Annotated in this window: 11 protein-coding genes; 10 read left to right on the top strand and 1 reads right to left on the bottom strand. The window is 43.3% G+C overall.

All coding sequences use genetic code 11. The annotated features are described in order from the left end of the window. Positions 1-15 precede the first annotated feature (15 nt). From ACSAJE_RS05705 to rpmB, 7 genes are all read left to right on the top strand, one after another. Positions 16-963: a rhomboid family protein gene (locus ACSAJE_RS05705; RefSeq protein ID WP_118689829.1), complete on the top strand. Its 948-nt coding sequence runs from the start codon at positions 16-18 to the stop codon at positions 961-963. A 21-nt stretch (positions 964-984) separates the two neighbouring features. After that, positions 985-4,221 (top strand): phospholipid carrier-dependent glycosyltransferase, encoded by a 3,237-nt coding sequence (locus ACSAJE_RS05700; RefSeq protein ID WP_458009936.1) that lies wholly within the window; start codon positions 985-987, stop codon positions 4,219-4,221. 92 nt (positions 4,222-4,313) lie between these two features. After that, positions 4,314-5,747: a hypothetical protein gene (locus tag ACSAJE_RS05695; protein WP_458009935.1), complete on the top strand. Its 1,434-nt coding sequence runs from the start codon at positions 4,314-4,316 to the stop codon at positions 5,745-5,747. Between the two features lie 680 nt (positions 5,748-6,427). Next, on the top strand, positions 6,428-6,748 hold the full coding sequence (locus ACSAJE_RS05690; RefSeq protein WP_022024431.1) for a hypothetical protein: 321 nt from the start codon (positions 6,428-6,430) through the stop codon (positions 6,746-6,748). A gap of 11 nt (positions 6,749-6,759) precedes the next feature. Then, positions 6,760-7,866 carry a DUF2953 domain-containing protein gene (locus ACSAJE_RS05685; protein ID WP_458009934.1) on the top strand — a complete coding sequence of 369 codons (1,107 nt, stop codon included), beginning with the start codon at positions 6,760-6,762 and terminating at the stop codon, positions 7,864-7,866. Continuing rightward, positions 7,867-8,235: a GerW family sporulation protein gene (locus ACSAJE_RS05680; RefSeq protein ID WP_458009933.1), complete on the top strand. Its 369-nt coding sequence runs from the start codon at positions 7,867-7,869 to the stop codon at positions 8,233-8,235. It abuts the gene before it with no gap. A gap of 118 nt (positions 8,236-8,353) precedes the next feature. Continuing rightward, a complete protein-coding gene (gene rpmB, locus ACSAJE_RS05675) occupies positions 8,354-8,539 on the top strand; it encodes a 50S ribosomal protein L28 (protein ID WP_118507499.1) in 186 nt (61 codons plus the stop codon). Between the two features lie 250 nt (positions 8,540-8,789). Here the strand turns inward: rpmB and ACSAJE_RS05670 are convergent, their stop codons facing one another. Further along, the gene (locus ACSAJE_RS05670; protein WP_458009932.1) at positions 8,790-8,927 is read right to left on the bottom strand and encodes a hypothetical protein; all 138 of its coding nucleotides are present in this window, start codon (positions 8,925-8,927) and stop codon (positions 8,790-8,792) included. Positions 8,928-9,063: 136 nt separating this feature from the next. On the opposite strand from ACSAJE_RS05670, the gene ACSAJE_RS05665 reads away from it, so the two are divergent. The 3 genes from ACSAJE_RS05665 to recG all read left to right on the top strand — a co-directional run bounded on the left by ACSAJE_RS05665 (position 9,064) and on the right by recG (position 13,326). Beyond that, positions 9,064-9,426 (top strand): Asp23/Gls24 family envelope stress response protein, encoded by a 363-nt coding sequence (locus tag ACSAJE_RS05665; RefSeq protein WP_022024434.1) that lies wholly within the window; start codon positions 9,064-9,066, stop codon positions 9,424-9,426. A gap of 35 nt (positions 9,427-9,461) precedes the next feature. Next, positions 9,462-11,129, top strand: coding sequence for a DAK2 domain-containing protein (locus ACSAJE_RS05660; RefSeq protein ID WP_458009931.1), 1,668 nt, complete (start codon positions 9,462-9,464; stop codon positions 11,127-11,129). A gap of 157 nt (positions 11,130-11,286) precedes the next feature. Next, complete coding sequence (recG, locus tag ACSAJE_RS05655) at positions 11,287-13,326, top strand: ATP-dependent DNA helicase RecG (protein ID WP_458009930.1); 2,040 nt, start codon at positions 11,287-11,289, stop codon at positions 13,324-13,326. Positions 13,327-13,369 lie beyond the last annotated feature (43 nt).

The raw sequence follows: 13,369 nt of genomic DNA, 5'->3' as shown, positions 1-13,369 counted from the left end.
AGAAAGGACAAGTATATGATACAATGGTTAAATAAGATGGAACGCAAATTTGGAAAGTATGCGATCCCTGACTTGACACGTTACGTAGTTGGTGCATATTGTCTCGGTGCTTTGTTAGAGATGCTGACAAATTTTGGGATAATACCGTTTGATATTTATTATAACTGGCTTTGTCTGGATATGAGCAAGGTGGCGCATGGACAAGTCTGGAGATTGTTTACGTATTTGCTGGAACCGTATGGCTTTAGCGGCAGCACGTCCTTTGTACTCAGCGTGTTGTTTTTGGTGATCCAGGTTAATCTGTTTTTCTTGTTTGGACGATCTTTGGAACGGGCCTGGGGAACGTTTCGGTTTAACATGTATTTCTTTAGTGGTTATCTGTTAAATATTATTGCAGCACTGATCCTGTATTTAAGTCCGTTTCATATTGCAATTTATGATTCCGGTTTTCAGTATGTTTACTGGGCGATGTTCTTTGCTTTTGCACTGATCCAGCCGGACACGGAGTTACTTTTGTATTTTGTGCTTCCGATCAAAGTAAAATGGCTTGCGCTATTGGATGCGATTTATATGTGCTATTTGATAGTGGGCAATTTTGTGGCAGGTTTTCGCATGATGGGAATGACAGCCGTGTATGGAGCACAGGCACAGGCGTATGGCTGGATGCATATTAGTCAGGCGTTTGCGGTTATCGTAGCAATGGGGAACTTCTTACTGTTCTTCTTCCTGACGCGGGATTACAAGCGGATGTCATATGGAGAGCAGAGGAGACGAAGAGGTTTTAAGAAGAAGATGAAAGCAGCGGGTGCCGGACAGCGTATTGTGCATCGCTGTGCAATATGTGGCAGGACTCAGGAGGAATTTCCGGATCTGGAATTTCGTTACTGCTCCAAATGTGAGGGCAATTATGAATATTGTGCGGATCATTTATTTACACATCAGCATGTCAAAAAATACATGTAATTATTTAGGAGGAAGGTTGAAATGACAGCAATTACAGTTATTGCTATTTTGGCTGCGGCCGCAACGATCTATGGCTTTGTTGCAATGGATTCGTGTGAGCGCGTTAAAGTGGCAACAAAAGGAAAGAAGAAGAAATACCAGGTACAGGAGGTTCCGGAGACGGGTATTCTTTTTATGGTGATCATGGCGGTCGCATTGATCGTTCGCTATATTGCGGCAGCAAAATATTTTGGCAATGAAACGGATATGAACTGTTTTATCGCTTGGGGGGACATGGTCTTTAAGGATGGGATTGGTAATTTTTATTCTTCAGATTCTTTTACAGACTATCCACCTGGATATATGTATATTCTGTATATGGTCGGTGCGATCCGTCATGTACTTGGGGTGGCTTGGAATTCTACGCTTAGCGTGATGCTTACTAAGACACCGGCGATCATTGCCGATCTGGCCACGGCTTACCTGCTGTTTCGCATTGCCGGAAAGCGTTGGACGCAGAAGGGTGCGGGAATTTTAACAGCAATCTATCTGTTTGCACCGGCGGTACTGCTCGATGGAGCGATCTGGGGACAGACAGATGCAGTATTTACCTTTTTCGTTGTATTAATGATCTATTTGGTGACAGAGCGTAAGTTGATCCCGTCGTATTTTGTATTTGCAGTTGCAGTATTGGTAAAACCGCAGTCTCTTATTTTTACACCGGTATTGATCTATGGCATTATCGATCAGGTGTTTTTGGACGGCTTTGACTGGAAGAATTTTTGGAAGAATCTGGGGCTTGGCCTGGCAGCGATTGCGATGATTGCCCTGCTGATGCTCCCGTTCGGATTTAAGGATGCGTTATCACAGTATACGGAGACATTGGCATCTTACAAATTTGCCAGTGTAAATGCTTATAATATTTGGACATTGTTTGGACAAAACTGGGCCGAACAGACGAAACACTTTATGGGTATCACGTATCAGACTTGGGGAACCATTTTTATTATTTTGATCGTGGCAGCAGCTACCTGGCTTCATTTCCGTGCAAAAAATAATCCGGCACGTTACTATTTTGTCGGGGCATTTATCGTAACAGGAATGTTTTTGCTGTCAGTTCGCATGCATGAGCGTTATGTGTATCCGGCGATCATTATGCTGTTGTTTGCATTTGCGATGCGTCCGAAACGTGAGATTGCCTATTTATTTACCGGGTTGTCAGGAATGGCATTTTTCAATATGGCACATGTTGAGTTTGTGTATGATCTGAATAATTTCAACGCCAAGGAACCGGTGACCTTAGCAATTGCAGCCGGTATGGTGATCGTATTTGGCTACATGGTATATGTAGCGTTGACATGCTTTAACGGTTATTTGTCAGAGGGTGAGATCGCGCGTACTTCGACCGGACGGCCTGCACAGGCAAGACGTAAGAATACGCATGCGAATAATGCACGTAACAATGTAAGCAAAAAGGAATCAGAGGGCAAGATCGCCCGTTCTGTAACGCTCAGCAAGATGACGAAAGTTGACTGGATCGCAATGGCAGTGATCACATTGATCTACGCAGTGGTAGCATTTGCGCGTCTGGGGAATATGTCGGCGCCGGAAACAGCATATTCTGCTGTGAAAGAGGGAGCGATCGTTCTTGATTTCGGTGAAACTACCAACATTTCACAGTTATGGGATTATCTGGGGTATGAAAATAATCCGCACTATAACATTGAATACAGTAACAATAAGGATTCCGGTTATACAACATTTTCGACCGGTGTTACAGATGACAATGGTAATACGCAGAGCTATTGGGATGCAGGTTCTGTATTTTGCTGGAACAGTCTTACATTGAATGTTCAGGCAAGATATGTCAAAATTTCTCCGACAGAGGATAATTACGAGGATAGTCTGTTAGAGCTTGTGTTCTTGGATAGCAATGGCAAAAAATTGGAGCCTGTGAATCGAGATGAGTATAAGAATTTGTTTGATGAGCAGGATGAATTTGAGGGACGTGCCAGTGCAATGAACGGTACGTACTTTGATGAGATCTATCATGGACGTACGGCATACGAGATGATACATAAGCTGTACTGTTATGAAAACACGCATCCGCCACTTGGTAAAATATTCATCGCCTGCGGTGTACTCATGTTTGGAATGAATCCATTCGGATGGCGTTTTATGGGAACCTTATTCGGAGTATTTATGGTTCCGATCATTTATTTGTTTGCCAAACGTTTCTTCAACAAGGAATGGATCAGCATTGTGACAACGTTATTGTTTGCGTTTGACTTTATGCATTTCGTGCAGACAAGAATAGCGACGATCGATGTGTTTGTTACACTGTTTATTATGTTGTCGTATTACTTCATGTACTGCTATCTGCAGAAGAGTTTTTACGACACAAAGCTGCAAAAGACATTCATACCGCTTGGACTTTGCGGTGTTGCAATGGGGCTTAGCTGGGCCAGTAAGTGGACCGGAATTTATTCCTCGGTAGGTCTGTGTATATTGTTCTTCCTACATATGTATCGCAGATACCGTGAATATGTCATTGCCTGCAAGACACCACGCGGTCAGACGAATGGTATTTCACATGCGTATATTATTGATAATTTTAGCAGTTATTTTTGGAAGACGATTGGATTCTGTTGCGTCTTTTTTGTGGCAGTTCCGGCGATCATTTATATATTGTCTTATATTCCATTTAATGATGGAACAGACCATAACTTATTGACGCGCGTGATCAATGCACAGAAAACGATGTTCGATTATCATTCTGCTTTGAAAGCGGATCATCCGTATTCTTCCAAATGGTATGAGTGGCCGATCATGACAAGACCGATCTGGTATTATTCCGGAACGATTGGCAATCTGCGTGAGGGTATCAGTGCCTTTGGTAATCCACTTGTTTGGTGGGCCGGCATTCCGGCAGCGTTTTATATGCTGTATCTGCTGTGGAAAGAGAAAGACCGCAAGGCTGGATTTTTGCTGATCGGGTATCTGTCACAGTATGCACCTTGGTTCTTGGTAAGCCGTGTGGTATTTATTTATCATTATTTTCCAAGCGTACCTTTCGTTGCCGCTATGGTGGGATACAGTTTCTTTAAGCTGGCACAATGGAAACCAAAGATCAAACCGGCGATCTATGTCTATGTTGCCTGTGCGATCGGGTTATTTATCCTATTTTATCCGGTGTTGTCCGGGCTTGCGATCGATCCGGCATTTGCAACCAAGTATTTGAAATGGTTTGATAGTTGGGTATTGTTACAGACTTGGTAATTTGATCAGAAACAGGGTGGTAAAAATGTCATAAATTTGATGATCTGACAGAATATGGATGTCAGGTCATCACGGAATAGAAAGGTAAAAATATGAGCAATAAGTTACGAGAGTGTGTCAATAAATTACATAGTAATAAAGAAGTTGGGGATCTGTTACCAGAGTATCTGAAGCAGAGCATGATCCTTCATGATGGATATACAAGGATCAAATTGATGATGGAATATTACATGTTTTACGAGGTGGTCACAGAAGATATCAACCCATATATTGCGATGGCAAAGGAAATGATCACTTCTTTGAATGAGACAGTGGGACAGGCGATGTCTGATACATTGGATGATACACAGAGAAAACAGTTGGTCGATCATATTTTAGCAATGCGTACGGAAGTAATCGACCGTATGCAGGTGTTGACCGGATATGTGGACTGCTTTGTCGTATATGAATATATTTTAAACCGTATTCAATATCGGTTTGATGAGAAAGAAGTTTTGCCGGAAGACACTGCATTTGCACAGGAGGTTATGAATTTTATCTTTGGTTCAAATGATAATGTGACGATCAATGATAATTTACGCGTGGTACTGGGACAGCTTCCGATGCGAATGACCCGTTCTCATTATTTTGATCTGATCAAAAACTGCATTTCCGTTTATAAGGGCAGTGAGATAGAATCATTGGAGGGATTTTTGTATATGTTCCGTACCAGTGCCATGTTGTATAAGCATCCTGCACAGGAACAGTATTTTACGGAATTTGCCGGTGTGCTTCAGGAATTGATGGAAGCAGACTACGAGCATATGGATCGCACATTATATGAATTGTATGCAGAAAAAGTACGAGTCAGTGCTTCAAAGCTCAATGATCTATCTGATCTGTATATGCAGATTGGACAGATTATCAATGGTGTGTATACGTTAGTGGTGACAGAACCTTATTGTGTTGATGAAGAGAAAATGACGGTAGTAGATGATGTGATCCGAGGCATCAATGCACTCTTTTTGGAAAAAGAGATTGATCTTTGGCAGAGGGAGGATCTTTTGACAGAAGAGGATCGCTTAAATTGGCTTGCCGAGAAGCTTCCTGCGGTTGAAGGCCAACAGGAAAAGTTATATCAGTCTGTTAATGTAGCGGAAGCGGCACTGGATGAACTATTGGAAGGACGAGCAGAGGAAATTGAGGAAGCAGGGCTTAGTGATGCTTTTATCAAACTGCATCATTTGTCACAGCTTAATTCGAGCAGTGTCTTTGCACCATTGGAGAGTCAGGAATCAGCAGGGGTCGTTACGGCAGAGATCGCAGAGCAGGAAACAGAAAAACTGCTTAGTGAGCTGAAAGAGTTATTTCAAGGACGCAGCCGTATGTTTCGCCGTGCCATCATGGCCGCCACTGTGGAAAAATTACCAACCTTTTTCAAGAGTGCACAGGAGATCGCAGACTACATGATGAACGCACTGAACCAATGTGACGATGAAGCAGAAAAGTATGCATCCAAACAACTGATACTCGAAATGATCCGGTAATCACACCCAACTTTGCATACCCACTATTGCTTTAGGCTCACATATTGCTTATTATGTCAATGACTAGATGGCATTTTGCAGCCACCAAAGAATGGCTTCTGCCATCAGAGAACTGTAGTAATTGCCTTGCCGCATTTTGTTTTTACAGTGATTTCTAAATTTTGTTGTCTCTGATGGATGATTTACATGCCCTTCGGAGAACTCGAAGTCCCGGAAGCAAGGTATTCATCATTTTTGAAAGGGACTTTGCGCTCGTCGTTACTTATGTCTCGTATTTCAGAGACATTAAGTAACGTAACGTAGCGCATCGTAGCGAAAGCGTCCCGTCCAAAAATGGATGATACCTTGCTAAACCGGGACATCTCAGACACTCCTTCAGGCATGTATGCATCAGAGACGTTACAAAATAAGAAATCGCGCAAAAACATTGCGTTCTGCGGCAATCAACTTAGTTCTCTGATGGCAGAACAATTTCGTCTCTCGGCTGCAAAATATTTCATTTATTGCTGACATAATGAGCACAATGTGCTCATCTTAGGAGTTTCTTCGAAACTCCATTATGCGCAGAAATCATGCGCAAGTATTCTGATATAATAAGCAATATGTGGTTCGATAGCGACTATAGGTATGTAAAGTTGGAGGAAGTATGATAAGTAGCAGTGCGGAAAGGCGGAGGTGTTATGATCTGGTGGGATGAGAAGTTGTATACCGATGATAAGGTGGCCAGACATCCGGCTCGATACCGGAAACGGGTCGAGAAAAAGGGGCTGCGTGGATGCTTTTGTGTAGTGCTGGGGCGTAATCCTGCGAACAGCCTGGAAATCTATGCGTCGAGAACGTTATGGTTCCGCTATGAAAAGGAATGCGGTGTACAAGTAGTGGGGTTGGCGGCCTCTTATGACAGTGCTGTGGAGCTGTTGCAGCAAATGATCACGGATGTCTATCGTGATCGAGGGAGCGTTGATTCCGATGCGATCCGTGCTTATTTTACGGGGAGGTGACAGACCGGGCGATGGAAAAGATCATATTATTGGTTTTGGTTACCATAGCAAAAGTGATAGGGATCCTTTTGGCGGTACTTGTTATCGTGGCACTGGCGATATTGTTTGCGGCAGTGCGTTACTGCGGAAAGATCTCGTTCGATGATAAAAAAGCACAGATCAGTATTCGATGGTTAGGTGTTGTGCTTCGTGTGCCCATCCTGATCACTGAAAAGGATCTGCAGTGGAAAGTCCGTGTTTTTGGCGTGCCGATCCTGCGCAGTGACGGCGCACATAAAAAACGCCGTTCTAAAAAGTCTTCTGCCCCAAAAGCACAGAAGCGAAAAGCTGAGAAGGCAGCCGAAACAGTTCAAAAAACACAGGGATCATCGAAACAGGAGAAGAAAGCGCCCTCTGTGAACTTGGAGAAGAGTCCGACAGCACCTGAACAAGAGAAGCGGATAGCACCTAAGCAGGCGGCTGATAAGACAGAAGAGCAGAATGTTCCTAAGAAGCAGTCTGACAAGACAGGAGAGCAGAATGTTCCTAAGAAGCAGTCTGACAAGACAGAAGAGCAGAATGTTCCTAAGAAGCAGTCTGACAAGACAGAAGAGCAGATTGCTTCTAAGCAGACGACTGATCAAAGAGAAGAGCGATCGGCTTTTAGGCAGGCTGATGAAAGAGAGAAAAAGCCGCGGGGGATCCGACAGTTGTTTCTTTGGCTTCAAAATGTAATAAAGATTGTGCGAAAGATTAAGAAAAAAGTACATTCTGTGCAGGATCTGGTTGATATTTTGCGCAGTGATGCGGGAAAAGCATTTATTTGCATCGTTAAAGAGAATGTGATACATTTATGGAAACAAATACATCCGCGGCGTATGCGCGGTAAAGTAATATTTGGAACCGGAGATCCGTGCTCTACCGGTGAGCTGTTGGGAGTGCTCGCACTTTTTTATGCATGGTATGGGAACGGAGTACAGATCATTCCGGATTTTGAGCAGAAACGCATAGAGGGGAATGTTTCATTTCGTGGAAGAATCCGCATGATTACATTAATTTGTATTGCGTGGCGCATAATAAAAAATAAAGATGGCAGAAAGCTTCTACACGAATGGGAGAAGTGGAAGGAGGAAAAGTAAATGGCAGACAATTCTTTTAACGCAAATGTAGGATCCTTATTTCAGGGGATGGAAGGATTTATTACCGGAAAGACCGTTGTGGGTGATGCCGTGAAATTTGATGATGGAACGATCATTTTGCCACTGGTGGACGTTAGCTTTGGTGTGGCTGCAGGTGCTTTCGCAGAGCCGGGCAAGAAAGAAAACAGTGCCGGAGGTATGGGCGGAAAGATCCAACCGAGTGCGATCTTAGTGATCCGCAATGGTGAGACGAAGCTTGTCAATGTAAAAAATCAGGATAGCATTACAAAAGTATTGGATATGGTTCCTGATCTTTTGGACAAATATGTTCCTTCCAAAAAGGAAAAAACGCAAAAAGCAAAAAATTAAATTTTGTTCTTGCATTTCTGTTTGATTTTTGGTATTATGTTCATGTTGTGCTAATAACACTGACAGAAATGACAGGATAAATGAGACCATCAGGAATAAAGGTAAGGAGGTGCTTACGATGGCAAAGTGTGCAGTATGTGGAAAGAGTGTTCACTTCGGAAACAAGGTGAGTCATTCACATAGAAGAAGCAACAAGATGTGGAAGCCGAACATTAAGTCTGTTCGTGTAAAGGTGAATGGTGGAACCAAGAAAATGCCAGTATGTACAGGATGTTTACGTTCTGGAGCTGTAGAGCGTGCATAATCGCAATCACCTTTTATATGAGAATCCACAGGATCGGGATCATTCCCGGTCCTTTTTCTTGCTTTTCTAGCGAACAGCAAATATTGCTGTTATGTAGTGTGCAGCCAACAAGAATTGCTTTAGCAATTCTTGCAGAAGCAAAGAGCGGGCTTTGCTTTTCTAGCGGACAGCAAATATTGCTGTTATGTAGTGTGCAGCCAACAAGAATTGCTTTAGCAATTCTTGCAGAAGCAAAGCGCGGGCTTTGCTTCTATGAACAGAATAAATTATAGCCTAAAACAAGGCAGAGCAGGATGATCAATACGGCAATAACAGCGTTTGAAATAAAAAACATGATTGTCATGCCGATGGCGATCCAAAACAATACAAAACCAATCATATGACGCATAAAACCCCTCGCTTGCACAATTGTGTAGAATAGGATATACTAATACAGTGTATCTTAATGTTAGTATATGACAAAGATTTTAAATCTTGAATAAAACATATTTAAGATGTAACAGCATAGAAATGGAGGAGTATTTATGAAAGGCAAAATGAATGCAAAAATGGGCAACATTATTATTGACCGTGATGTTTTAGCAAAATATGCCGGGGCTGCGACAGCAGAATGTATTGGTATCGTGGGCATGGCGGCCGTTAATGTAAAAGATGGCGTGATCAAGCTCCTAAAGAAAGAGAATGCAGGACGCGGTGTGAATGTATATGTTGTGGACAACCGTATAAAAGTGGAACTTCATATTATTGTAGCATATGGTGTAAGTATCCGCGCAGTTGCTCAAAACGTGCTTGAGCATGTACGCTATAAGATAGAAACTTTTACCGGAATGGAAGTAGAACAGATTAACGTCATCGTTGAAGGTGTTCGTATTGTAGATGAAGATTAATTTACCGATTTGCAAACACAAGGAGGATTAAAGCAGTGAGCGTTCAGACAATTGATGCAAAGATGTTGCAGAAAATGTTTTTGGCAGGAGCAAAGGGTTTAGAGGCGAAGAAGGAATATATTAATGAATTGAATGTATTTCCGGTACCGGATGGAGATACCGGAACGAATATGACGATGACCATAATGGCTGCAGCGAAAGATGTAGCCAATCTTCAGAATCCGACATTGACCGAATTGGGCAAAGCGATTTCCAGTGGTTCACTTAGAGGAGCAAGAGGAAATTCCGGCGTTATCATGTCCCAGATCTTTCGCGGTTTTGTCAAAGAATTAAAGGGATTAGATATTATCGATGTGACAGCGTTAGGAAATGGCGTGCAGCATGCTGCAGAAACGGCATACAAAGCAGTCATGAAACCGAAAGAGGGCACGATCCTTACCGTTGCAAAGGCAGGAGCGGACAAGTCGATGGATCTGTTAGTGAACGGAGATACGGACGATATTATCAAATTCTGCGATGAAGTCGCTGCTGAAATGGAGGAAGCATTGCTGCAGACACCGGAATTGCTACCGGTACTGAAGCAGGCGGGAGTTGTTGATTCTGGCGGGGAAGGTTTGATGACATTTATTCGCGGTGCGCTCGATGCCTTGAAGGGTAAGGCAACGGATTTCACAGTGAATACAGGTACAGCAACCCGCGTGGTTAATGGATCTGTCGGCGCTTCTGAAGAAGAGGATATCCGCTTTGGTTATTGTACGGAATTTATCATTATGCTGGAGCGCGGCGAAGATGTAGTCGAGAGTCAGCTTAAGGAATATTTGCAGAAGATCGGTGACTGCGTTGTAGTAGTAGCTGATGATGATATTGTAAAGGTACATGTGCACACCAATGATCCGGGTCTGGCGATTCAGAAAGCACTTACGTATGGTTCTTTGACCAGCATGAAGATTGACAATATGCGTGAGGAGCATCAGGAAAAGGTGATACGAGATGCACAGAAAGCGTCCGAGTCGGCAAGCGCACCAAAGAAAGAGGAGCCACGTAAAGAAAATGGTTTTATTGCCGTAGCAGCCGGAGATGGATTGGCAGATATTTTCCGTGATCTTGGAGTGGATTATGTGATCGAAGGCGGACAGACAATGAACCCAAGTACGGATGATGTATTATCTGCAATTGAGCAGGTGAATGCAGATAATATCTTTGTTTTGCCAAATAATGGAAATATTATTTTGGCAGCAAATCAGGCAAAGAATCTGACAGAAGATAAGGAAGTGTACGTCGTTCCGTCCAAAAATATTCCGCAGGGAATTGCTGCAATGATCAGTTTTGTCAGTGGAAGATCTGCTGCAGAAAATGCAGAATCTATGGAAGAAGAGATGCAATTGATCAAATCCGGTCAGGTTACGTATGCGGTTCGTGATACGAATATGGATGGCAAAGATATTAAGCAGGGTGACTTCATGGGCCTTACTGATAAGACGATCGTATCGGTTGGCAGTGATCTGCAAGGTACAGCAAAGGAATTGATCGAGTCTCTGTTAGATGAGGACTCTGAGTTAGTCAGTCTGTATTATGGCAGTGATGCAACGAAGGAACAGGCAGAGCAGCTTGCAGAGGATATTGAGAACACACATGAAGATGTTGAAGTAGAAGTACAGTACGGTGGTCAGCCGGTATATTCTTACTTTATTTCTGTAGAGTAATAAGCGAGTATTAAGAAACGTTTTCGAGAAAGGGTTGTCATACTGGTCGGACAGAGCAGCGTGATGATCCTTTTTCAATAGAGACTCTAAATCTTCTAAAGCCGGAGTAACTGTAATGTGATGGATGATTTTCGAGCTACGGAGGGAGGAGACATCGTTGAGAGAGAGGGATAGTATACGCAATATAAAAGGGGTGGGACAAAAAGCAGAAAGTTTGTATGCAAAGCTGGGAATTTATACGATCGGAGATCTGCTTGCTCATTATCCCAGACAATATGATGTGTATAAGCCGGTACAGCCGGTATCGGAAGCGGTGGACGGAAATGTGATCGTTCTGGATGTAAGCCTGGCAACTAAGCCTAAGATCAGTTATGTGCGTAATCTTAAGATTGTAAGCTGTACGATGAGGGATTCCAGTGGCTCCATTCCAGTGAGTTGGTTTAATATGCCATATTTACTCCGTTCTCTTAAAATGGGAACGCATTATCTTTTGCGAGGAAAAGTTATATCAAAACGGGGACGTCTGATGTTGCAGCAGCCCAAAATGCTGCAATATGAGGAATACCGCAGTATGTTGTACCGCTTGCAGCCGTTGTACCCATTGACAGCGGGACTGACAAACAATGCGATCAAAAAAGCTGTAGATCAAGCACTATCGCAGGCTGAGTTGGATGCAGAGTTCCTTCCGCTGGATATGCGTAAAAAATATAATCTTGTATTGCATAAAAAAGCGTTGCAGGATATTCATTTTCCGTCAAAGGAAGCGGATTTTTTTGCTGCAAGGAACCGTTTGGTTTTCGAGGAGTTCTTTTTATTTACGCTGGCAATGCATCAGATGAAACAAAATCGTCATCAAAAACCATCAGACTATATACTGCATCCGGGGGATAAAGTATTTGCACTGCTAGAGAACCTTCCTTATGAGCTGACAGAGGGACAGAAACAGGCAGTGGACGAGATCGCGGCAGATGTTTCATCAGGATTTGTGATGAATCGATTGATCCAGGGCGATGTTGGATCCGGTAAAACCATTGTTGCGCAGATTGCGTTGCTAATAGCTGTGGAGCAGGGACATCAAGGGGCGATCATGGTGCCGACAGAAGTGTTGGCAGAGCAGCATTATGAGACATTTTGCGAAATGTTTGATCCCTTGCAGGTTCGAGTCGGTCTTTTGACCGGTTCTATGACGGCAGCGGCAAAGCGCGATATGCAGGCTCAGATCGCAGCGGGAGAGATTGATATTGTCGTAGGAACGCAGGCACTCATTCAGGATAAGGTAGAGTATAAGGATCTTGCGATGATCGTCACCGATGAACAGCACCGTTTTGGTGTGCGTCAGCGCGAAAGTTTTTATGCAAAAGGGCATACACCACATATGTTGGTTATGAGTGCCACACCGATCCCACGCACGTTAGCGATCATTTTATACGGAGAACTGGATATTTCGGTTATCAAAGGACTTCCTAAGGGTAGACTTCCAATTCAAAACTGTGTTGTGGATACCGGATATCGTCCGCAGTCGTATCGATTCATTGAGAAAGAAGTAGAAAAAGGGCATCAAGCATATGTGATCTGTCCGATGGTGGAGGAAAGCGAGAATATGGAGGCGGAAAATGTCACGGATTATGCTCAGACACTGCGGGAAGAGATGTCGACTAAGATACGGATCGAAGTGCTGCATGGCAAGATGAAACCGGCACAAAAAAATGAGATCATGGAGCGATTTGTCTCTGGAGCGATTGATGTTTTGGTATCTACGACGGTGATCGAAGTTGGTATCAATGTGCCAAATGCCACAGTGATGATGGTCGAAAATGCAGAACGGTTTGGTTTGGCGCAGTTACATCAGCTTCGTGGACGTGTCGGAAGAGGTTCGGCGCAGTCTTATTGTATTTTTATGATGGGCAAACCTTCCAAAGAAACGAAGCAGAGACTGCAGGTGCTAGAGCAGTCCAATGATGGATTCCTGGTTGCAGAAGAAGATTTGAAACTGCGCGGCCCCGGGGATCTGTTTGGCATCCGACAGAGTGGAGACTTGAATTTTAAGCTGGCAGATATTTATCAGGATGCAGCAATACTAAAACAGGCAAATGAAGCGGCGGCTGGATTTGAGCGGACGGATATAATAGAAATGTGCAAAAAGTATCGGGGATTGCGTGAAAAAATACAAACCTACACCGACGAGATCTTTTTGTAAGAACATTGCATTTTGAAGGTAAAAATAGTACACTTAATTTAAT

The sequence above is a fragment of the Jutongia sp. SJQ-6 genome, from assembly GCF_054161275.1.
Note: the sequence above shows the minus strand (reverse complement) of the source record. Positions and strands in the feature narration are given on the sequence as shown.